A 24,116-nucleotide genomic window follows, 5' to 3' on the forward strand; every position below is an offset into this window, starting at 1 on the left:
ATGGAACTCGTAATAAAATTTTCTATTTAGATCATATTTAAAAGCAAAATGAAATATTAAATAAATGAAAACATTTATTAAAAAAAATAACAATGGAATAAATTGAATTTTATTTTTCATTTTTTTATATTTAATAACCAGTGAAATCAAATCCGCTAAAAATAGATTTTTGATCTGCAGCAGTATCTCCCATGTTTCCTCTCATTAATTCATTTAAGTTTGAACCAAATTTAACCGCATCTTTATCAAATCCATTCAAATGCATCCATCCGCCCCACATATAATTTCCTCCATCATATAAATTATACAATGTGTTAGATTTTCCAAATCTAAAATAGTCCGTCGTTTCATTTAAGGTATCTTGCCAAGGTCTTCTTCTATCGGTATTATATTCTGGATATACATAATTAGGACCTAAAGCAGATGTAGCAAAATCAGCTTTATCATAAGATTCTTTTTTAGCTATACCCAGAGCTGTAATTTTATGATTCATAGCACCATCAGAATCTCCTTCTTTTAAAGAAGCCTGTGCTTTCATATTATATCTCAATGCATCAAAACCAGCAGTTTTCATAAATTGAGCGAAGCGTCCTTTAGATATAGAATGAAATAATTGGTCACCTTTATAATATTTTCCAGGTTTTAAATTATCTTTATCAACTCCTTTTGGGTCATTAAAAAACAATTGTTTTCCTTTTTCATCAAAAAATCGATTAGACTTATTGTTGCGTACAATATTTGTGATCTTCCCCTTGCTGTTTACCGTAATATCATCGGTTGGAGCAAAGCTATCATTTATTAAATCATTTATTGTCATAAACTGCGCTGGTTTTCTTCCATCCGGATCAATAAATCTTATTGGATTATCAAACGCATAGCTATAAGGAGAATACCTTCTCATCTTCTCAGCCAACGGATCCACAACTCCCCATCTTCCAAGATCAGGCATATAAAATCTTGCGCCATAATCATACATTCCCGTCTCCTGCAGCTCCTTACCATTGTACTTATAACTATATAATCCTCCAAAATTAGAAGTCCCAAACATTCCTGAGATATGGTTGAGACCAAAAGGATAATAGTTATTCGTATCGGTAACTTCCAGAACACCTGCGCTGTCTTTGGCAAAACTTACCCGGGTATTGCCTAAGTGATCTTTATACTGGTAAATATAACGGTTTTCTGTGAAACTGTAAAAACCTTCTGAAGTGGGTACAAAATCCAGTTTCCATACTGGCGGATCTCCTATATTAGGAAAAGTTTTTCCGAGATTTCCGTAAGCCTGTTCTTCAAAAGCAGATTCGGTACGACAGGTCAGACAGAGTCCTCCACCTTCCCGGTATGAGTATTGGAAGCCATCCAGATAATCGGTCATACTGGTTCTAGCCGATCCTCTCGGAGGCCTCGTTGAATACGTTTTTCTTAGTTTGGTTCCATCTGCACGGTATAAATACATTAGGTTAGCATTAAATGGCTGCCCAATTATAGGATTTGCATTACTGATTGTGAAAGCATTGGGAAGGTTAAGGTGATTATAATCAATAGTATTCATCCCTTTATCTTTCATATTAATCATATTTCCGTTCACATCATAATCTATTATATTATTTCCGCCTTCATACCCGGTATCATTCATTGCAGATTCTATCACCTGATTCAGGCGGTTTCCGGTGTATTTATATTCAAGGTTATCTACCAATGCAGGAGTTTGACCTGATACAGGAGTGGCTTTTCGTTGCAGGGTATTGATGTTTCCATTCAGGTCATAGGTAAGATATTCATCAAAATTACCATTGGCAGGATTAGTGGCATTAGGTTCTGAGTAAAAGCCATTTTTTAAACGGTTCAGAGGATCATATTCATAGTTGTATCTTTTCAGAATATCTTCTGAAGAATTCTTCCAGTCGATCTCTGCAATATTTCCGTTAAACTTCCCGGGTGATTTTGCTGAAGATACAGGATTATGATATTTTATTTCATACCCAAACAATCTTCCATTTAGATTCGAAGGATCATTGATCTTAGTCATCCAGCCACGGATATTGTACTTATAATCCATCTGCTGAAGCGCAGATCCTGCAGCAATGCCACCCACTTTTTTAGATTCCAGCTGGGAAAGTTCATTATACATATTCTGGGTAAGGATTTCTGTGGGATTAGCATCTACCTGATGCTTATGTACCAGGAGCCTGTTCTGGTGGTCATAGTCAAAGGTTTCGGTGATGACTCTTTCTGTGTCTGTTTCCAACCTCTTATGTTTGGTGATCACCGTTTGGGCTAGTCCTGCAAAATCCAGTCTGGATTCTGTTTTGGTATAACCTCCCAAATGATTAATGGAATAGGTTCCTATCACTCTTCCTTTGGTATCATAGTATGTATAATTCTTGGTCCAGTTGTCATCTTCAATATTCTTTACCAGACTCATCACAGGAAGTCCTTTGGTACTTTTCCCTTCCGGGGATGCCGTTTCTTTTAAAGTCTCTTCTTGCTGAATGCTTGAAGGAAATGGTGGATTAAAGCTATACCCTGGATAGGTATCATAATAATTGACACTTAAAAGCTTAAAGTTAGTTGCAGGATAAGCTTGGTTACTTGTATAGAAGACGTCCATTGCACTATTACTCCAACTGTTAACAGTTCTGATTTCGTTATTGGAACCATGTCCTTCTATTGCAGCCACCTGTTGAATTCTGCCTGGCTGGCTGTCTAATATTCCCGTATAAATTGGTCTTGAAAACTGGTCATATTTTGTAAACAGCCATTTATCTTGAGACCTTAAATTGGCATCCTGAGTAAGAACTAGCCTATCAGCCTTATCATACACCATATATTCCCAACCTTTACCAGGAAGTTTCTTTTCTACCAGTCTTCCTCTTCCGTCGTAACGGTACTGGTAGCAGAGATCATTGAGCAGTGATTCACTAATAGGTTTTTGAACCGCATTGGGAGGAATCACAAAGGCCAGCTGATCGTATTCGTTATACACATAATAAGTATCTGCCTGCTCGGTAGAGCCCATCAGCTTTCTTACCAGCAAGGTTTGCCCTTTTCCGTTTTTGAATTCTATAGTAGGATTCCCATCTTCGTCTGTCACTGTATTCTTATACAAGGTACCAGGTGCATATAAAACAGCCGGAGATAAACTTATCCCACTTTTAGTGGCTCCGTTTTCCCAAGTGGTGGTGGTAATATGTTGGTACACTTCATTGCCTATATTGGTTTCATACCCAAACTTCACAGGCTTGGCGCTCCAGTCATTCCCCACCTGGATCTGCTGCTGAAGCCTGTTCAAAGGAGAGTTTTCCAATATTTTCTCAGAAAAGATCTTTTCTGAGCCATAAGGAGAACTGCTGGCATTGGCTAAAGGATTGGGAATAATCCCCCCATTCAAAGTTCCTGATTGAGGTACAGGAAGATAGTCTTTTACCTGTCTTCCGAACTGGTCATATTCAATGTGAGTAACCACATCCTTTCCCAAGGGAGAGGCTTTTACATTCACTACCTGTTTAGGTCTTCCCAAACCATCAAAATACTGGACGGTTTCTGAGATTTTTAAAGGGGTCGTTCCATTATAATCAAGATAGGTCTTGGATTGGATATAGTTTTCTCCCGGAGTAGCCTGGGCATGGACTGAATGGCTTATCAGCAGCATACCTATGGGAATTATAAGTTTTTTCATCGTCTTAGTTTTTGTAATGGTAGTTGAATTCTTTTAATAGTTTTCCGGTATTATTATGTTCTCTGATTTCCTTAAGCCTTCCGGCATCATCATAAAGGTAAACTTCACGGATTCCGGAGGGAGGGGTAATACTTCTTACTCCAATTAATGGATCATAACTGTAGGTTGTGATCTGATAACCGGACAAATTATTCCTAAAGTCCTTAAAGGCATTGTGCAGATTGGTTTCATCATTATTCCTTTCAGCGGCAGCATCCAGATTAGAAGCATTCACAATATTGTCTATGAATGATTGTCCAATTCCTTCCAGTTTTGCATTGTCAATCTTGGCAATAGGCTGAGTTTGGTTGTACCCCCAGATAATGACTGTTGATACTCCCGATCTGTTAGTATACTGCACAATATTCCCTTTAGAATCATACTTATCATAACTCAATTCTGTTGATCCAATAGTAGGATTTTGAAGATCGTAAGACAATATTGAGGTTGGAAATAATGTAGCAGGATCGTCATACTTGGTTTCAGTTTTGGAAATTATATTCCCCGGATCATTTACATTTTTCTTTTGTAATACAGAGGTTTCTAAAGGAATTCCAACCATATTGGCGTTAATCAGTTTTTGATTGTTCTTCTCATGAGCATATTGGTAAGAGGTTTCTGTACTATTAGCATTATTACTATTACCATAAGTCACACTTTGCTTCAGAAGGTTAATGGGTTTTTGGATATTGTCAATAGAATAATTGTTATTAACTTTTGTAATTATTTCGCTGCCATTAATATAATCTTTCGTTACAGTTTCATCTAATAAAAATTTCCCTGATTCTATAGGATAAGATTCTAATACTTGTGTAGAATATAGCCCTCCCGATGCCATGCTTACATTTCTATCAATCATGATAATTTTTCCATAAGGAGCTATCATTAATGGATTTCCATAAGAGTTTGATGACAATGCATTTTTAGAATATGTTAGAGAATAATTATAAATAATTTCTTTTATTGGGTTTGTTCCATTATCAGTATAAAACTTTTCATTAATCAGATTTTTATTAATGAAACGGAATGGATTAAACCCATTCCCGATATTGGATAGGTTAAGCTCATTTTCTTCTGCTATGAATTGATAATCCTTTTTTCCTTTCCCTAAAATATGTTCTGTTACATATTTGTAATTAACTACATCTTTACCCAGGAGACTGGAGTTTATAGCCTGATCTGCGCTTAAACCATACATATTGCAAAGCAATGATTTCCCTTCAAATTCAACTTCTCTGGGTATAATACTTAAAAATTTCAAAGGTGAAGCAAAAGATCCTGAAGACTGCTCTCCAGCAAGAGTAGGGTTATGATATTGGAACTGTCTCTTTGTATAGTTTGCTGTACCATCAAAATCTTCTATGCTTTTTATCCTCAATCCGCCTACAATATTATTTTGATTGCTTATTTCGTTAACATATTTTATTTTAGAAATTTTCAAAGTCGTAGAGCAATTTCCCATCCTTCTTACTCTTATCCTTTTAGGTGCCTGAGGATTTAAAAAAAATTTATTATTTGCTGGCGCTCCATTACCATCTTTTAATGGTCCAATAACATCAGTCCCACTAAATGTTGATAGATTTTTCCATTGATTATTGACAAATTCATCAATATAAGCCATTCCCATGCTGCTTCCATTTTCAGGGATTTCATTAGGTATCTGGTTGGAACATGAATTAAGAAACTCAACCCATAGCTGCTCATCAGAATCCACAGGATTTACATCAATATAAAAGTATTCATTGGAAGGTGTAGTCATCAGAATATTGTCATACTCGTTCTGATCATTGGTATACGAATTATTAATGTAATTATAAATCGTTTCCTCTTTTTTAGGAATAATCAATTTTGCCCATACTGTATTGTTTTCATAAGAAAATGCAGATGACCCACCTGTAGGATAAGTAATTTTCTTTAAAATGTATGCTTGGGTATATACTGGATCTACACTTCTGTCTGCTCCTTCAGTATAGTCTCTATTAAAATAGTGCATATTAGGAATCAGACCTACTCCACCTTTTCCATTATAATACCCCCAGATATCCTGTGAATAGCTACCAATAGATGGCTTACTTTTTTCATTGTAATCAAAAGAATATTTACTGTTTTCCAACAAGTTTTCGACTCTTAGAAGTTTTAATCTGTAATTCCTATATGCTGAAGTGATAATATCCGAAGATGTAAAATAATCGTGAACCAATCTGAGATTTTTTATTATTTTATTATTTTGATTATCAACTACTGTTATTTCATCTAATGCATAGGTATTTTCAGGAGTATCTGTAAAGATATCTTTTCTGCCAGTTGCCCCATTAATGGTATTGGTATAATTAAATTTTAGGGTTTCGTTGTTATAAATAATCTCTGTAGGCAATTTATCAATATAACGGTTGGTTGTAGCAGTATGGATGTTTTTTTGCCCCGCTACACATGGATCAAATGCTATAGGGATCGGATAATACAGATCGGTATAGCCATGAGTAATACTTTTATATGACATATACTTGTCATATTTAAATATAATTTCCTCCTTATTGGGAAACGTAATTTTGTCTAATAAGAATGATGCTCTATACGCAAAAGGAGATGTGTTCAGTAAAGACAGAGAATTTCCTACTTTCAAAGTATAAATAATACCTTGGGGATCAATAATAGTAAATTCATTATTCATATCAGAATAAGAAATTTTGATATTGTCATAAGGAATAGTATGAAAGTTTCCATTGGTATCTCTTGTGAAAGAACCTGATATAGTAGGAAGACTGTAATGATAGATATCGGGTTCTGTATCTACTGCATCATCTCTGATGGCTTGCAATTTAACAAGAATTTCTGTAGGGAAAGTTTCAAAATTGACAGCGCTAGTATATTGATAATCATAAATATTGCTTGGGAACCATCGGGAGGAGCTATTTAAATCCTCTTTACCGTGAACTTCAACAGAAATACTATTGGGTATAGACAAGGCCCATCCCAAACCAACAGTACTTGATGTTTCATCCACTTTTATTCCTCCTGTATTATAAGTAAGGCTGATAGGAATAGAAATACCAGATTTTGTGGAGATAGTGTGCAAAGGCACAGAAACATTGAGTTTTCCTGTTCTGTAATCTACCGGGAAATCTCCCGCTTTGAACATGCTATAGGTCTCAGGAGTAGTAGGAATAATCTTTTGAAGATTAACCTCTCCTCCTATAGAAGTTTGACCCCAACCCATTACAGCTGACAATGCGGATGCCAGAAATATTATTTTTTTCATGGTATTTTTTATTTCTTAATCAGCTTTGCATTTGCTGTTTTGTTATTATCTGTTTTTATGGTTACTAAGTAGGTGCCTTGTACCAAAGCCTGGGTATTCATCTTAGTCACTCTATTTTTGGTTTTAAAGTTCTGAAGCTGTCTTCCGCTCATATCATACAGCATAATATCTGCTTCTTTAAAATTAAAACCGATTTCTACATAGGCATAGTCTGATACCGGATTCGGGTAGATCTTCATTTCATATTTGGCAATCAGATCACTGACCTGCTTGTCACCCAGCTTTACAATCTTCCAGTTTTCTTTTCCCAGTTCTTTGGCACTGGTCCCAGCTAATACAATAGAACCATCTCTGTTTAATTTCAAATCTGAAAGCCGCTCTTCTTTTTGTCTGGATTCTCCTGTTATATGTTTTCTCCATTGTTCATTCCCGTTGCTGTCTAAATAAAGCATCCAGAAGGTTTCATCATCTTTTTCGATTCTTCCCTCGGCCTGGGTATAACCGCCTAATAAAATTCCTTTGGTGATGTCTTGATTCGTATCTTGACTCTGTATTACACTCATTCCCATCAGAATATCACGGTTTTTGAAATTGTAGGACTTTTGCCACTGCTCATCGCCTCTTTCATTAAGAGCAATGATCCATAGATCCGTACCTTCTTCAATACCTACTGTTTTGTTTCCTGATCGTTCGGATCGGGATTCACCACCAATAACATAACCATTTGATATTAATGCCAAGGTTCTAATATGGTCGTCTCCCTTACCTCCAAAGTTCTTTTCCCATTCTACTTTTCCATTTTTATCCAGTTTGACAATCCAGTAGTCGCCTTCGCCGAAGTTGCTGCTGGCTTTTGGCTTTTGGCTAATGGCTGTTGGACTAACAGATTGTTCACCTAAAGACTTCTCTTCGCGGGTTCTAGCTCCTGAACCCATATCACGAACCTCAGAACTTCTGGAATAAATTCCTAATAAAGCTCCACCGTCTTTGGTTGGAATCATTTTTTCGACTTCGTCTAAGCCTTTTCCGCCTAATATCAATTGAGAAAGTTCTTTACCGTCTTTGTCGAGCCTGGTTATCCAGACATCTTTGGAACCATAGCCTTTGGAAGAGTTCTGGACATTTCCGGCGACAAAAAAGCCTAAGTCTGTCGTTTGAATAACAGATTTAGCTTCCTCATCAGAAGAAGTACCCAATGTTTTCTGCCATAATTCATCACCGAATTCATTAATCCGGATGAGCCAAATATCGGAACCACCTTTGGAATCATCTTTTTTATCGAGTCCTTTTCCTGAATAAGAAGTTCTGGCTAAGAGAAATCCTCCATCCTGAGTGCTTACTGTTGCGGATAAATAGTCATGATTTTGTCCTGAGAAATACTTTTCCCAAGCCTGTTCTCCCTGCTGATTCAGCTTCACCAGATGGAAATCATAGCCGTTGTTTTGTTTATTGCCTTGTTGGAGTTTATCGCTCTGTATAGAGCTGCCTGTAATAAGATACTGCTGATCGATGGTCGTAGTCACCTGACTTAGAAAATCCTGAGTAGTGGATTGAATGTCTTTCTGCCAGAGTACTTCCTGAGCAGACATACCCAGAACCGTGCATACAGTACATGCACTGAGATAAATTTTTTTCATTCCCGTGTTGTTTTGAGTTTAATGATTAGGTTTTTAAATTCGCGCAAATTTAACTTTTTTTCGTTAGCACAAATCATATCTATGTGATTTAACACTAAATATTTGTAATGAATTACCGAATTTCATTACATTTTAATGATATTATCATATCCAAAGCTACCACAGCACAACGACAAAAGCTGTCGTATTTCTTCAATAAAAAAACCTTTGAAAAAATTTCAAAGGTTTTATTGATTTCTGCCTTGGAGAACTTCTTCTATCTCTTCCAGCGCAAATCCTTTTGCTTTTAATAAAATGAGTAAATGATATAAGAGATCAGCGGCTTCATTTTTAAAGAGAGTTTCATTATTATCTTTAGCCTCAATGACTAATTCTACAGCTTCTTCTCCTACTTTTTGAGCCATTTTGTTCATTCCTCTCTGATACAGTGAATAGGTATATGATTCATCAACTTTGCCATCAATTCTTTGGGATATTTTTCCTTCCAGTTCGTATAAAAAACCTTTTGAAGTCTTTTCTCCAAAACAACTGAAGCTTCCGGTATGGCATACTGTATTTGTGGGAATGACCTTAATCAGTATCGTATCCTGGTCACAATCTATATCAATACTTCTTACGGTTAAAAAGTTACCCGATTCTTCTCCTTTTGTCCAGAGTCTGTTTTTAGAACGGCTGAAAAAGGTAACTATTTTTTCTTTTTTTGTTTTTTCAAAAGCTTCCTTATTCATATAGCCCAGCATCAGAACTTGCAGCGTTCGGTTATCCTGAATCACTACAGGCACCAATCCGTTGTCTTTATTAAAATCAATATTCATCGTACTTGTATTTTTTGAGTTTTTAATTGTTGTTTTAAATCCTGAATTCCTATTTCATTAAAATGGAATATACTGGCTGCCAAAGCTCCTGTAGCCTTGGTTTCATTAAATACTTTAACAAAGTCATCTACAGCTCCGGCTCCACCGGAAGCAATCACAGGAATGGTTACCCGCTCTGAAACCTGCTTGGTAATATTGAGATCAAAGCCGTTTTTAGTTCCGTCACCATCCATGGAGGTTAACAGGATTTCCCCAGCTCCCAAAGCTTCCACTCTCCTTGCCCATTCTACCGTATCAAGCTCTGTAGCCTCTCTTCCTCCTTTGATATGAACAAGATCAGTTGAGCCTACTCTTTTGGTATCTATAGCAACTACCACACATTGGCTCCCGAATTCATTGGCTAACTCAGAGATTAACTTCGGATTTTTTACAGCTGAAGAATTGATACTGATTTTATCCGCTCCCGCTTCCAAAAGCTTGCTCACATCTTCCACAGAGGCTATTCCACCCCCAACAGTAAACGGGATACTCAACCCCTGAGCGATCTTCCGTACCAACTCCACAAAGGTTTTCCTGTTTTCAATGGTGGCTGTAATATCAAGAAAAACAAGTTCATCTGCACCCTCCAATTCATATTTTTTAGCCAGTTCTATAGGATCTCCGGCATTTTTCAGATCCTCAAAATTGATTCCCTTTACTGTATTTCCATCTTTAATATCCAGACATGGAATAATTCTTTTTTTAAGCATTTTCAATAAAATTTTGAAGTTGTTTCAGACTTATTTTTCCTTCATAAATAGCCTTTCCGATAATTGTTCCTGTACATCCTATATCTTTCATTTTATAGACATCTTTAATCCCCGAAATTCCACCACTGGCCACCAAGTGTAACGACGTTTTATATAAAATTTCAGTATAAAGACCTGTTGAAGGTCCCTCCAGCATTCCATCCTTCAAAATATCCGTGCATATGGTAGTTTTAATTCCCTTTTTCTGATATTCCAGAATAAAATCAATAATGTCTTTATCACTTTCTTCCTGCCAGCCGGAGGTTTTGATTTTTCTATTCTCACAATCAGCTCCCAGAATAATCTTATCCGGGCCATATTTTTCAATGATCTGAAGACAAAATGCAGGATCCTGTACTGCAATACTGCCTAGAGTGATCTGCTTCGCTCCTGAATTAAAGACTGTTTCAATATCCTGCGAGGTTTTTAATCCACCTCCAAAATCAATTTGTAAAGAAGTAGATTTTGCAATATTTTCAAGCACTTTCTGATTCACAATATGTTTTGATTTTGCACCATCAAGATCCACCAGGTGAAGAAACTGAATACCAAAGTCTTCAAATTCCCTGGCCACTTCTACAGGATCTTCATTGTATATTTTCTTTGTGTTGTAATCCCCTTTGGATAAACGCACACATTTTCCTTCAATAATATCGATAGCCGGAATAATCTTCATCATGATAAGTTTATAAAGTTGTTAAGTAGCTGGCTTCCTACACTTCCCGATTTTTCCGGGTGAAACTGTACCGCATAAAAATTATCTTTCTGCAAAGAAGCACTAAATGGAAGGATGTAATCACAAACGGATGTGGTAAATTCCGATAGTTCACAATAATAGCTATGCACAAAATATACATCATTTTCAGCTTCAATTCCTGAAAATAACGGAGAGCTTTGTCCTAAAACCGTGTTCCAACCCATATGGGGAACGAGTTCCAAAGGCGGGAATCTTTTGACATTGATATTGAAAATTCCCATTCCCTCTGTATTTCCTTCTTCGTTTCCTTTGCACATGAGCTGCATTCCCAGACATATTCCCAAAACAGGTTGTTTCAATGTTGGAATAAGTCGATCAAGTCCTTTTTCTTTCAACAACTTCATGGTAGACGAGGCCTCACCTACACCAGGAAAAATCACCTTATCTGCTTTCAGGATAAGTTCAGGGTCATCTGTAATGACTGAGCTGATATTTAACCTGTTTAAAGCGTTCTGTACAGAGCTTACATTACCTCCGTTATATTTTATTATTGCAATCATATTATAAACTTCCTTTAGTGGAAGGTAAATTATAGTTGATATCAGATTGATTAACCGCCATTTTCACCGCTTTGGCAAAAGCTTTGAAAATAGATTCAATCTTGTGATGTTCATTCTCTCCTTCTGCTTTAATATTTAAATTGGTTCTCGAAGAATCTGTAAAGGACTTAAAGAAGTGAAAGAACATTTCCGTGGGTACATCTCCTATCTTTTCTCTTTTAAATTCAGCATCCCAAACCAGCCAGGGTCTGCCCCCAAAATCAATGGCTACCTGCGAAAGGCAATCATCCATAGGAAGCAGAAAACCATACCTTTCAATCCCTTTTTTCTTTCCTAATGCCTTTAAAATGGCTTCCCCCAAAACAATACCCGTATCTTCAACCGTGTGGTGTTCATCTACCTGAAGGTCCCCATTAACTTTGATCTTAAGATCCATATTTCCGTGTCTGGCAATCTGTTCCAACATGTGGTCAAAAAAATGAAGCCCTGTAGAAATTTCAGATTTGCCTTTTCCATCGATATTTATCTCAATTTCTATTTCCGTTTCATTGGTCTTTCTGTAGACTTTTGCTCTTCTCATTCCGGATTTTAAGAACTGGTAAATCTCAACCCATTGCGTTGTTGTCAGATCAGATTCACTATTAAAGCTTTGGTTAAGAAAAATAGATTTAGAACCCAAGTTTTTAGCAAGTTGAACATCCGTACTTCGATCACCAATTACATAAGAATTTTCGAGATCATAATCACCATACATATATTTCGCCAACATTCCTGTTCCAGGTTTTCGGGTGGGCAGATTCTCATGTTCAAAACTTCTATCAATTAAAATATCACTGAAAATGATGCCTTCATTTTCAAAGGTTCTGAGCATTTTTTCATGAGGGATCGTAAAGGTTTCCAAAGGAAAGCTCTCTGTTCCTAATCCATCCTGATTGGTCACCATGACCAATTCATAATCCAGTTCATTGGCAATTTTTGAAAGATTTTGCAAAACTCCAGGATAAAACTCCAGTTTTTCCAGCGAATCCACCTGAAAATCAGTAGGAGGTTCAATAATCAAGGTTCCGTCCCGATCGATAAACAATACTTTTTTCATACTTATATGTTTTTTAAAAGGGTTACCAGCTTCTCATTCTCCTGGCGGTTTCCTATATTTATTCTGATGCATCCCGGAATAGCCGGATCTCTTCTGCTTGTCAAAATTTCCTGTTCCAGCATTTGTGCATATACATTATCAACATCTTTTAGCCTGATTAAAAAGAAATTAGCATCTGTTGGAAATATTTTGCCAATACATGCAATTCCTTTAAACTGACTCCTCAGCCATTCACGCTCTGCTACAATATCACGTACATTCTCTTTCAGCTTATTTTCATCTTCAAGAGCACTCAGAATTAGCTCCTGGCTCAATGCATTAACGTTGTAAGGTGCTTTCACGGTATTAATCAACTGAATAATCTCTTCCGAAGCATAGGCAACACCTACTCTGGCTCCTGCAATCCCCCAAGCCTTCGAGAAGGTCTGAAGAACAATTAAATTGGGATACTTTGCCAACAGCTCAAGACTTGATTTTTTCCCGGAAAATTCTATATAAGCTTCATCCACTACAACAATCCCATTGAAGTTTTGAAGGTAAAATTCAATATCTTCAGTGCTATTACCGGTTGGATTGTTTGGAGAACATAGAAAGAAAACCTTGATAGATTCTTTCTGTACTATTTCTAAAAAGTCATCTTTTACAATATCAAAGTTTTCATCTAAATTCAACTGTAAAACCCTGTTTTCATTGATCGTGGCATAAAAACCATACATTGCAAACGAGGGGTTCATCATTAGGATAGAGTCTTTTTTAGGTTCACAGAAAATCTTAATGATTAAATCGATCAGTTCATCACTTCCGTTTCCTATCGCTATTTGTCCGGGAGAAAGATTTTTAAGCTCAGATAATCTGTTTTTAAGTTTTCTTTGGGTAGAATCCGGGTAACGGTTCCATTTTCCAAAAGGGCTTTCATTAGCATCTAAAAAAGTAGGATCATTAAACTCATTATGATCTCTGAAGCTTATATAAGGTTTTAATTTTAAAATATTTTCTCTTACTAATGTATTGATACTGATTGTGTTCATATTATCGTTTTAATCTTATTGATACTGCATTTTTGTGAGCAAGAAGCCCTTCTGCCTCTGCCATTATTTCTATTGTTTTTCCTAAACTCTGAAGTCCTTTCTTCGATAAATGCTGGAAAGTAATTTTCTTCACAAAACTGTCCAGGGATACACCACTGTAATTCTTTGCATAAGCATTCGTAGGAAGGGTGTGATTGGTTCCGCTTGCATAATCTCCGGCACTTTCACAGGAATAATTCCCAAGGAATACAGAACCTGCATTCTGGATCATAGGGATATATTTTTCAAACTCACCCAGCGCAAGAATAAGGTGTTCCGGAGCATATAAATTGCTGAACTCAACGGCTTCCTCAAGACTATTTAACAAGATAAAGCAACTATTTTCAAGTGCTTTCCCTGCCATTTCATTTCTCGGTAAGCCTTTGATTTGACGTTCAACACACCTAATAACCTCATTAAAAACTTTAAAGTCTGTGGTTAGAAAAATCACCTGGCTGTCACTGCCGTGTTCTGCCTGTGAAAGCAAATCGGCAGCACAGAATTCCGGAATAGCTTGCTCATCACCAATCACGAGAACTTCACTAGGTCCTGCCGGCATATCGATAGCGACTCCATACCGTTGGGTATACTCTTTTGCTGCTACTACGAATTGATTTCCAGGGCCAAAAATTTTATATACTTGTGGGATGCTTTCAGTTCCTAAAGTCATAGCTGCAATGGCCTGAGCGCCTCCAGTTTTGAAAATCTTTGAAACTCCGCAGAGCTTTGCCGTATATAAAATGGCAGGATTAACATCTCCTTTTTTATCTGGTGGTGTACACAGAATGATTTCCTCACATCCAGCAATATTAGCAGGGACTGCAAGCATCAAAACTGTTGAGAATAAAGGAGCTGTTCCCCCCGGAATATAAATTCCTACCTTTTCTATCGCTCGGTTTTCTCTCCAGCAAACCACCCCTTTTGCTGTTTCTATTTTCTGAATCTCCGGATTTTGTGAATCGTGAAATTTAAAAATGTTTTCTTTTGCTTGTTGGATAGCCTGCTTTAAATCATTACTAAGCTGATTTTCCGCATTATTTATTTCCTCTTCTGTAACAGCAATGTTTTTGGTTTCGGCTTTATCAAATTTTTTATTGAATGCTATTAAAGCTTTATCTCCTTTGTTTTCAACTTCAGCAAATATTTCAGCAATCAGTCCGGAAATCTCTTCCCGTTCAAAAACAGGTCTCTGTACCAGCTTTATCCATGAATCTTTTGTTGGATATCGATATATTTTCATTTGTATTATTTTTAATTGATCTCTCATTTTTTGAACCATTAAGTTTATTTAAGCCGCTAAGAATCATCTAGATCATTGTTGAATTCATTAAACTTAACTTATCTTAATTTTTCTTTACTGTTCGTTACTTTTCTTAACAGTATTATTCTTCTTTAAATCACCATTTTATCAATGGGAATAATGAGTATATCTTGAGCTCCATTCTCCTTCAGCTCATCGATAACTTCCCAGAAACGCTCTTCATCAATTACAGAATGAATACTACTCCAGCCTTCTTCTGCCAATGGGATCACCGTAGGGCTTTTCAGTACGGGAAGTACATCTGCGACTTTTTGGATTTTATCATTGGGAACATTCATCAGGATGTATTTTGAATTTTTTGCCTTTAAAACTGCTTTAATTCTGAAAAGAAATTTATCCAGAATAGCTGCTTTTTCGGATGACAATTGTGGCGTTTGAGCCAGAACTGCTTCTGATTTTAAAAGCGTTACCGTTTCCCTCAGTCCATTTTTGAATAAGGTACTTCCGGAACTTACGATATCGCAAATTCCTTCTGCAAGCCCGATATTGGGAGCAATTTCTACGGAACCGGAAATCACGTGGATATCTGAAGTGATTCCTTTTGCTTCTAAAAAATGCTTAAGAGTGTTAGGGTAAGAAGTGGCAATTTTTCGGCCTTGGAAGTAGCCAAGATCATCGGTTTCAACTTCTTTTGGGACAGCAATGGAAACACGGCATTTTGAAAACCCCAGTTTCTCAACAATTTGAAACTGCTTTTGTTTCTCAATTAAAAGATTTTCACCCACAATAGCAATATCCACCACTCCATCTTCCAGATATTGAGGAATGTCTGAATTCCGAAGGTACATGATTTCCATCGGGAAGTTATCTACCGAAACTTTTAGCTGGTCTTTTCCATTGTTGACAAAGATTCCACAGTCTTTAAGAAGCTGCAGGGATTCTTCGTACAGCCGTCCACTTTTCTGAATCGCAATTTTTAATTTACTCATTTCGTCTTTTTGAGTCCGAGCAAATAAAAACTGATCTGTTGAAATTTCTGAAGAGAATTCAGGAAACAAAAAAAAACCGTCTATTTACTCAGACGGTTTTTAAATATTTTTGATTTTAGCACAAACATATATCAATCAATTCCGCCTAACAGAGATGATGATAATAATGATGTAATGCTAAAAATATTGGTTTCATTGTATTGAATTATGATGCAAATGTAGGATTTATTTTTAAAATCCAAAGTTTTTTTAGATAATTTTTTGATAAAGTTCCATCAGATTCTTGGCAATGGGTTCATCATTGAACTGTTGAACAAACTCGAAACCCTTTTCCTCACGGCGTTTTCTTTCGGATTCATTTTCCCACAAAAATTTGATCTTGGCTTTGATATCAAACTCATTGTTAGGATCAATATATACCGAATCTTTTCCTCCTGCTTCCGGCAGACAACTTGTATTGCTGGTTACCACTACTGTTTTGGAGAAAAGTGCTTCTATGATAGGAATTCCAAAGCCTTCAAAGAAACTTGGATAGACAAAAATATCTGCCAGCTTATAAATCACAGCCAGTTCATCCATAGAAACTCCCTCAAGAAACTGCACCTGTGTTTCCATTTTATTTTTTTTCAGGAAGCTTTCTATTTTTTGATAATATTTGGTTTTTTTCCCTACTACCACCAACGGAATTCCGGTGTCTTTGATCGCTTTTACTACATTCAGAAGGTTCTTACGATCTTCAATGGTTCCTACATTCAGAATGAATCTTTCAGGAAGTTTGAATTTGTCTTTAGCCATCTGAATCTGTTCCGCAGACTGTTGTTCTTTAAATGCTTTATGACAGCCCTGATAAATAACTTCAATTTTACTTTCAGGAACTTTTAAGAACTCGATAATGTCTCTTTTCGTCTGTTCTGAAATCGCAATGATCTTATCTGCCATATCAGCCGCTTTTTTAAACTTCCAAAAGTGGATTTTACGATCAAAAAAAGAATAATATTGAGGATATCGTACAAAGATCAGATCATGAATGGTAACGATCTTTTTAATCGGTTTCTGATCCCATTTCAAAGGCAATTCACCAGATAAGCCATGGAAAATATCCGCCCCTACCTTTTGGGCATCTTTTCCCATTTTCAACTGGCGTGAAAACTTTCCTTTTGAGGTTTCTATAAACTTAACATTGGAGCGTTCAAGAATGTCTTTTCCACGCTCAGACTTGTTCTTGTTGAGCAGCAGATATTCATTGTCCGGTTCATATTGAGAAAGTATTCTTACCAGATCTCTTGAATAATTACCTAGCCCTGAGGTGTTATGGAAAAAACGTTTTGCGTCAAAAGCAATTTTCATGCGTGTACCTGTTTTTGAAATTCTTGAAAGGTACCAAAGGTATGACCTTTTTCTTTAAGCCATTCTACAAAGGCATCAAACCTTGCCACCATATCTTTCCCGGAATTTTTCACCGTAAAACCAGGCAATTTGAATGCTTCATCCTTAATGGATGAGAATTCCCAGGGATGAAAATAAATATTCAGATACTTATCTTTTTTCAACACATCAGCTGCCAGCTTTTTATAGAAAGCTAAAGGGAAATTGTGAAAACTTAACCAGAATAAGGGAATTCTGAAATTCGGTGAAACAGAAGCCGGAACCTGCATGACATTTCCTTCATTAAAGTAAGTTCTTGAAACTTTAAGGTTGTTATATCTTCCCGGTAAAAATGTAGGATTAATGGATGAATTGTATAAATATCCTGCTTTTTCCACTTCTTTTTCATCTACCGGCATCATTCTCGGCATTCTTAATCCGGTCACTTTTGTGGAGAATAACTCTTCCAGTCTTTCTCTGGATTCTTTCAGGTGTTTGTCTTCAAATTCTGAATGAAACCAAGTATGAGAAGCCAATTCATGTCCTTCGTTTAATAATCTTTCAATAAGATGTTTGCTGTTTTCTGCAAAGACTACGGTAGAAAAAAAGGTTGCTTTTGCTCCGTGTTTTTTAAGAATATTTAGAATATTTTCAAGTCCGTGCTGAGATATAGAGATTTGTTTATCAAAAGAGATCTCTCCTTTATATTCTAAAGGCATGTCAAACTCCTCGATATCAAAACTTAATAAAACCATTTAAAAATTTTTGTTTTTTATAATATAATTAGGTCTTTCTTTAACCTGTTTAAAGATCTTACCTAAATAAATGCCAATGATTCCCAGGATAATCAGTTGCAGCCCTCCAAAGAATACAATGGTCATAATTAACGATGCCCAACCTGAGATTTCAGTATGCACCACAAATGAATGGATAACATAAGCAACATATCCAATCACTGAAAGCAGTGAAAATAAGAACCCCAGATAAGCCGCTAAATAAAGAGGTTTAACACTAAAGGCAGTAATTCCTGTAAAGGCAAATTTGAGCATTTTTTTCAGGTTATAGCTGCTCTCTCCTGCTAATCTTTCTCCCGCTGTAAAGTCTATTCCGATTTGTTTGTAGCCCATCCAGCTGGTTAGTCCTCTTAAAAACAGATCATCTTCTTTGAAGCTTCTCATTGCTTCTACGGCATTGGCATCCATCAATCTGAAATCAGATCCTCCTCCTTTGGTAAGATTCACATCTGAAAGACTGGATAAAAGCTTATAGAAGACATCCGAGGTTTTCCTTTTGAAATAAGAAATCTGTTTAGGATAAGTTCTTACTGTAAAAACAATATCATATCCTTCTTCCCATTTTTTAATCATTTCTGGGATAAGCTCCGGGGGATGCTGAAGATCGCCATCCATTGAAATCACAGCATTTCCATCAGCAAAATCCATTCCGGCTTTTACCGCCGGCTGATGTCCAAAGTTTCGGGAAAACTCAATAAATTTGACTTCTTCATACTTTTGAGACAGTTCCTCCAGCTTCTTCTGTGTGTTATCTCTGCTTCCGTCATTCACAAAAATGATTTCAAAGGTATAATTCTTCAGTTCCGAAAAAACTTCTTTTATTTTTTCATGAACTAAAGCAACATTCCCTTCTTCGTTGTGGGCAGGAATAACAATAGAAATTTTCTTCATACATTAATTTAAAGTGTAATCCTTTTCAAAATCTTTGGTCATCAATTCGTAAATGACCCTTAACCAAACTACAATACAAGGTACGGCTTTCAAAGAATATTTAATGATATAATTTTGTTTGATAAATTTCGGGAATAAATCCGAAGGTGAAAAGCAGGTTAGAATAATAACAAATACCAGCAACCCGATAATCAAAGGCGTTTTTTCTTTCTGAAGGGTAAACCAGATCATTACTCCTGCTACTGCAATAATATATGTTGGTGATTCTGAGCCTGAACTGAACAATACCAAAAACAGTAATGTAGAGGCCAGGATCATCAATTGAAATGCATAATTCTTATATTGCTTGATTCTGATATATGGCAATGCAAACAAGGGAACCCCAAAAGCCAAAAAAGTAAGATTGGAAATGGATGCATCACCCAAAATTCTTCTTACAAATCCCATTAATGATATATCCTGCATATTTCCCAATATCTGATTATCATTGTTTTTTGAGATCAGTGAGGTTGCCCAGTCTGAATAACTCTGAATAACGAATTGCGGACTGGAGTAAATCATTGGAATGCACAAACACAGCACTGCCACGACAATTCCTGAAAGAATAAATTTGACCTTGTTTTTGATAAAGAAAAACTGAGATAATCCTACGATTCCGTAAAGTTTCACAAAAATTCCTACTACAATGGCGGTCGCTGACTGTACTTCTTTTCTTTCGTAAATGAATGTTGCTGACAGCATTAAAAGTCCTACCAAAGCTATATTGAATTGTAAACTTACTGCAGCAGTAATAAATTCCTGCAGACACAATAAAGCAAAAAGTGCCTTTTTAGCATCCGAAAACGGAAGTTTATGAATTGCATACAGGAAAATAGCAGTATTGGCAACATTCCAAAGGGCAATTCCCATCCAATCCGGCATTACCGCAAAAGGAGCAATCAGCAAACTGAAGAAGACTCCATAGTGGTTCATGTCTGAATAGAGCTCAGGATATCGTAAATAGAGATTTTTCTCATCCAGCGTATTAAAGAACACACCTTTGAAAATCAGATAATTGTTAATTGCCTGAGGTCCTCTGGAAAACTTAGAAAGTGCAGTAGCGATGGCTACAATAATATAAACCCCAAATATATATTTAGGGTTTAATAGTATTTTAAGAAATTTTTCTTTCAAAATGGGTTGGTATTAGTTTAAAAACTTAATCTTAAACAGCTACATTATTCTCTCTCAATGCATCATTAAGAGAAGTCTTTTTATCTGTAGATTCTTTTCTCTGGCCGATGATCAATGCACATGGAACCTGATATTCTCCTGCTGGATATTGTTTTGTATAGCTTCCAGGAATTACTACAGAACGGGCAGGAACTCTTCCTTTAATTTCGATAGGCTCACTTCCTGTTACATCAATAATTTTTGTAGATGCTGTTAAAACAACATTAGCCCCTAATACCGCTTCTCTTTCTACATGAACTCCTTCTACAACGATACATCTTGAACCGATGAAACAATCATCCTCAATGATTACCGGAGCAGCCTGTAATGGTTCCAATACACCACCGATTCCAACTCCACCACTCAAGTGAACGTTTTTACCGATCTGTGCACAGCTTCCTACTGTTGCCCAAGTGTCTACCATTGTCCCTGAATCTACATAAGCCCCAATGTTTACATAAGATGGCATCATAATTACTCCTGAAGCTACAAAAGAACCTTCTCTAGCAATAGCATGAGGAACCACTCTTACTCCTTTTTCCGCATAATTTTTCTTTAAAGGAATCTTGTCATGGAATTCAAATGGACCTACTTCAATAGTTTCCATCTTTTGGATCGGGAAATACATTACTACTGCTTTCTTCACCCACTCATTTACCTGCCATCCGTTTTCCGTAGGCTCTGCTACACGAAGTTCTCCGGAATCTAATAAAGAAATAACCTCTCTGATCGCTTTCTGGCTGTCTTCATTTTGTAATAGGTCTCTATTATCCCAAATGTTTTCAATAGTTTGTTGTAACGACATGTTTCTTATTTAAATTAGTTTGAAAAATTATACGCGCCAAAGATACAAAAAAGTTCAGCAAAACGGTTTTTAAGTTTATGCTTTTAATAGAGGCTTAGCATACGCCCAACCCTCTTTTTATAAGTAAGATAAACGGAACCGTGCTGTCTCAGCAAATGTTCTTCTTCAAGACGAATCTGAATCTGCATTAAAATACTTCCTATGACAGCTAAAAAGAAAGTAATTATAGTGGGAAAAGTAAAGAAAAACCCAACAAGACTCACCGTCATTCCAAAAAATACAGGGTTTCTTGATAATTGAAATAATCCGGTTGTAACAAGCTCTGTTTTCATGTGCTCATCTATGCCTATGCGCCACGAATCTTTCATTTGTAGCTGAGCGATGACCACCCAGATAAAGGCTATAAGCATCAATCCTATTCCAAAATATTGAAACAGATCAGAATCTAATATTTGTATTTTAAAATTCTCTCCTGTACTTGGAAATAATAAAGGAATGATCGTATAAATCCATAAAACAATAAGAATCAATTTGAAATACCAGCCAACCAATGCATAAGCAGAATCGTTTTTGGGTAAAACATTCGGGTTTTTGCCAATTTTCTTAGCTACAGCAATGCTGATTCCGAGAAATGAGACTAAAAAAAACAGAATAAAGTAAATAGGAATAAAGAATATGATAAAATCTGTCATGGTTAATTTATTTATGGCAAATTTCAAAGGTTTTACAATGCAATACTATTGCAATATTTTTTCCAAATAATTCCCATTCCCAACAAGTAGATTTTACAGAATAACAGGTAACGTAATCATTCTTAAAAATTCCATTTACATTCAATATAATCATTGAAAACATCAATATCCCTCTCCGTTTATATTGAATAATTATTTCAACAAAAACCTATTTTACAACACAATACAGAACTTATCTAAACTACGGATTTAATACTTGATTTTCTTTTTTTAAACTCTGTCAGACTCATTTGATGTTTCTTTTTAAAGAACTTATTCAAATGGCTTTCATCTGAAAAGCCAAATTCAGTGACAATTTCATTGATTCTCATATCACTGAAAAGAAGTCTGTGTTCAATCAGTCTCAATTTATAATTTAGAATATAATGGGTAATGGTTTCTCCACATTGATTTTTAAAATAGCTGCCAAGATAGGTTTCAGAAAGCCCAAATTCCCTGGCAATCACAGAGACTTTTAAGAGTGCCGGATCGTGGATATTCCCTTGGATATAATTAATAATATCCACTATTCTTTTATCTGTATTGGTTGCTATATGCTCAACCCGCATTTTTGAAATATTCCTTGCTGCAATGACAATAAGTGCATTCACATAATGCAGTGTAAGCTCTTCTTGGTAAATATCCGGGTGACGAATCCCATGAAGAAGTGAATCTACAATAGACTCTACTAACACCACATCAGATTTATTTTGTAAGATACAGCCGGAAAGATAGGAAGCTCCATACAATAAGCACCCTATTGAATTAATACTATTCCACTTGTAATCCTTTACATAACGTTCACTGAATTTCACGAGCAAAAGCTCTGTTTTTTCTTCGACTTCCAAATGATGTTTATCCTCCGGGGTCAGTAATATCAGACTCCCTTTACTATAAGAAGCGATATTGTTATTTATTATGAAGGAACCTTTTCCAGCAATAACATATATGATTTGAAAAAAGGAGAATTGATTGCCTTTTAAGGGGCAATTTTCAGTTTCATGATATTCAACCTTTACCAATTGATCTATATTCTCTCTTTTCATGTGGTAAAAGTACTTATTTATCATTAAAAAATACTGATTTTTTACATTTTTTCTGTCCAAATTTGCCATGTCAAAATTTTTAAAATCAATGAAAAAATCAATCTATGTCCTGGCGCTGGGTGCTTTCGGCATTATTACCACTGAATTCGGAGTTGTGGGTATTCTTCCTACAATCAGCAGACAATTCGGAGTATCCATAGATACAGCAGGATGGCTCCTGAGTGCTTTTGCCATTACTGTTGCTATTTCCTCTCCTTTTATCACCTCATTCACCGCCAAAATAAATCGTAAGTTTCTCTTATGCCTTGTGATGAGCATATTTGTGCTTTCAAATCTTATCTCTGCGTTTTCTACCAACTTTACCATGCTTATGGTTGCCCGTATATTACCTGCAGTACTGCATCCACTTTTCTGGAATATTTCCATTGCGATCGCATTCAAAGAAAAAGGAGCAAAAGGAGTATCTACCGTTATGCTTGGGCTGAGTCTTGCTACCGTTCTTGGTATTCCAATGACTACTTACGCCGCTGATCTTTTCCATGATTGGAAAGCTTCATTTTTCCTGAGCAGCGCTATCAGTTTCATTGCGTTTACCGGATTACTGTTTTTTATTCCTTCCCTGCCTGCAGAAAAGGAAAAATCTGAACAGAGTCAGTTAGCCATACTGAAAAATCCTCTTTTATGGATTAACCTAATTTCCACTATTGGTACATTGGCTGCTATGTTCTCCAGCTACACCTATCTTACTGCTTATCTTGAAGAAATTACCCGAATGGATGGAGCTCAGATTAGTATTATGCTACTCCTTTTCGGAGGGATGGGAACTCTTGGCAATTGGCTTATGGGGATCGCTTTAAGCCGGAATGTAAAACTCACAACAAGATTGTTTTTACTTCTCCTGATGTCAGTTCAAATCCTGGCTTATTTCCTTGGCGGAGCTTTTATTCCTATGGTCATCATTGTTTCTTTTTGGGGGATGATTCATACAGGTGGTTTTTTGGTTTCAAATATCAGAACTACACAAACTATTCCTCATCATGCCCTGGAGTTTGTTAACAGCCTGCTTACATCCTCTTTTAATATTGGAATTTCATTAGGCGCATTTCTTGGAGGAATAGTCAGTTCCTATTATGGAGTTCAACATGTTCTTTCTGTGAGCGTCTTACTTCTTACAGCTACGTTTGTTCTAAGTTTCTTTTCTTTCCCAAAAAACATAGCAACAGATGATAAAAATGAAGACAATGAACTCATAGCACCTGTTTGTGAACATATTTAACCCATACATAATAATATAAAGAAAGCAACTCTATTTTTTCATAGAGTTGCTTCTCATTAGGTGATCACTAATGCTAATGGAATAAGTTGATAATATTAAAAGATCCGTT

Annotated in this window: 19 protein-coding genes; 1 reads left to right on the forward strand and 18 read right to left on the reverse strand. The window is 36.2% G+C overall.

Annotated features, from left to right (window positions below; genetic code table 11):
* Positions 1-130: 130 nt before the first annotated feature.
* The 18 genes from EG344_RS24345 to EG344_RS22965 all read right to left on the reverse strand — a co-directional run bounded on the left by EG344_RS24345 (position 131) and on the right by EG344_RS22965 (position 22,731).
* Positions 131-3,679, reverse strand: a complete 3,549-nt coding sequence (locus EG344_RS24345) for a DUF6443 domain-containing protein (protein WP_228412807.1) — start codon at positions 3,677-3,679, stop codon at positions 131-133.
* 4 nt (positions 3,680-3,683) lie between these two features.
* A complete protein-coding gene (locus tag EG344_RS22885) occupies positions 3,684-6,977 on the reverse strand; it encodes a hypothetical protein (RefSeq protein WP_123911586.1) in 3,294 nt (1,097 codons plus the stop codon).
* A gap of 8 nt (positions 6,978-6,985) precedes the next feature.
* Entirely contained in the window at positions 6,986-8,614 is a 1,629-nt protein-coding gene (locus EG344_RS22890) for a T9SS type A sorting domain-containing protein (RefSeq protein WP_123911587.1), read from the reverse strand.
* A gap of 227 nt (positions 8,615-8,841) precedes the next feature.
* Positions 8,842-9,429, reverse strand: coding sequence for a bifunctional phosphoribosyl-AMP cyclohydrolase/phosphoribosyl-ATP diphosphatase HisIE (gene hisIE, locus EG344_RS22895; protein ID WP_123911588.1), 588 nt, complete (start codon positions 9,427-9,429; stop codon positions 8,842-8,844).
* Entirely contained in the window at positions 9,426-10,178 is a 753-nt protein-coding gene (hisF, locus tag EG344_RS22900; protein ID WP_123911589.1) for an imidazole glycerol phosphate synthase subunit HisF, read from the reverse strand. The genes hisIE and hisF overlap by 4 nt, the downstream gene beginning before the upstream one ends.
* Positions 10,171-10,893: a 1-(5-phosphoribosyl)-5-[(5-phosphoribosylamino)methylideneamino]imidazole-4-carboxamide isomerase gene (hisA, locus tag EG344_RS22905; RefSeq protein ID WP_123911881.1), complete on the reverse strand. Its 723-nt coding sequence runs from the start codon at positions 10,891-10,893 to the stop codon at positions 10,171-10,173. Before hisA ends, hisF begins: the two co-directional genes overlap by 8 nt.
* Positions 10,893-11,474, reverse strand: a complete 582-nt coding sequence (gene hisH / locus EG344_RS22910) for an imidazole glycerol phosphate synthase subunit HisH (protein WP_123911590.1) — start codon at positions 11,472-11,474, stop codon at positions 10,893-10,895. The genes hisA and hisH overlap by 1 nt, the downstream gene beginning before the upstream one ends.
* A gap of 1 nt (position 11,475) precedes the next feature.
* Entirely contained in the window at positions 11,476-12,570 is a 1,095-nt protein-coding gene (gene hisB, locus EG344_RS22915; protein ID WP_123911591.1) for a bifunctional histidinol-phosphatase/imidazoleglycerol-phosphate dehydratase HisB, read from the reverse strand.
* Between the two features lie 2 nt (positions 12,571-12,572).
* Positions 12,573-13,598, reverse strand: a complete 1,026-nt coding sequence (gene hisC / locus EG344_RS22920) for a histidinol-phosphate transaminase (protein WP_123911592.1) — start codon at positions 13,596-13,598, stop codon at positions 12,573-12,575.
* Between the two features lies 1 nt (position 13,599).
* Positions 13,600-14,877 (reverse strand): histidinol dehydrogenase, encoded by a 1,278-nt coding sequence (gene hisD, locus EG344_RS22925; protein WP_123911593.1) that lies wholly within the window; start codon positions 14,875-14,877, stop codon positions 13,600-13,602.
* A 152-nt stretch (positions 14,878-15,029) separates the two neighbouring features.
* Positions 15,030-15,887, reverse strand: coding sequence for an ATP phosphoribosyltransferase (gene hisG, locus EG344_RS22930; protein WP_123911594.1), 858 nt, complete (start codon positions 15,885-15,887; stop codon positions 15,030-15,032).
* A 249-nt stretch (positions 15,888-16,136) separates the two neighbouring features.
* Positions 16,137-17,234 carry a glycosyltransferase family 4 protein gene (locus EG344_RS22935; RefSeq protein ID WP_123911595.1) on the reverse strand — a complete coding sequence of 366 codons (1,098 nt, stop codon included), beginning with the start codon at positions 17,232-17,234 and terminating at the stop codon, positions 16,137-16,139.
* The gene (locus EG344_RS22940) at positions 17,231-18,007 is read right to left on the reverse strand and encodes a polysaccharide deacetylase family protein (RefSeq protein WP_123911596.1); all 777 of its coding nucleotides are present in this window, start codon (positions 18,005-18,007) and stop codon (positions 17,231-17,233) included. The genes EG344_RS22935 and EG344_RS22940 overlap by 4 nt, the downstream gene beginning before the upstream one ends.
* Positions 18,008-18,937, reverse strand: a complete 930-nt coding sequence (locus EG344_RS22945) for a glycosyltransferase family 2 protein (RefSeq protein WP_123911597.1) — start codon at positions 18,935-18,937, stop codon at positions 18,008-18,010. It abuts the gene before it with no gap.
* Positions 18,938-18,940: 3 nt separating this feature from the next.
* On the reverse strand, positions 18,941-20,110 hold the full coding sequence (locus EG344_RS22950) for a glycosyltransferase family 87 protein (protein WP_123911598.1): 1,170 nt from the start codon (positions 20,108-20,110) through the stop codon (positions 18,941-18,943).
* Between the two features lie 31 nt (positions 20,111-20,141).
* Entirely contained in the window at positions 20,142-20,954 is an 813-nt protein-coding gene (locus EG344_RS22955; protein ID WP_123911599.1) for a 2,3,4,5-tetrahydropyridine-2,6-dicarboxylate N-succinyltransferase, read from the reverse strand.
* A gap of 83 nt (positions 20,955-21,037) precedes the next feature.
* On the reverse strand, positions 21,038-21,646 hold the full coding sequence (locus EG344_RS22960) for a methyltransferase family protein (RefSeq protein ID WP_123911600.1): 609 nt from the start codon (positions 21,644-21,646) through the stop codon (positions 21,038-21,040).
* A gap of 236 nt (positions 21,647-21,882) precedes the next feature.
* Positions 21,883-22,731: an AraC family transcriptional regulator gene (locus EG344_RS22965; RefSeq protein ID WP_123911601.1), complete on the reverse strand. Its 849-nt coding sequence runs from the start codon at positions 22,729-22,731 to the stop codon at positions 21,883-21,885.
* Positions 22,732-22,819: 88 nt separating this feature from the next.
* On the opposite strand from EG344_RS22965, the gene EG344_RS22970 reads away from it, so the two are divergent.
* Positions 22,820-24,007: an MFS transporter gene (locus EG344_RS22970; RefSeq protein ID WP_164464494.1), complete on the forward strand. Its 1,188-nt coding sequence runs from the start codon at positions 22,820-22,822 to the stop codon at positions 24,005-24,007.
* Positions 24,008-24,116: the final 109 nt, after the last annotated feature.

It is taken from the genome of Chryseobacterium sp. G0162, from assembly GCF_003815715.1.
Classification (GTDB): domain Bacteria; phylum Bacteroidota; class Bacteroidia; order Flavobacteriales; family Weeksellaceae; genus Chryseobacterium.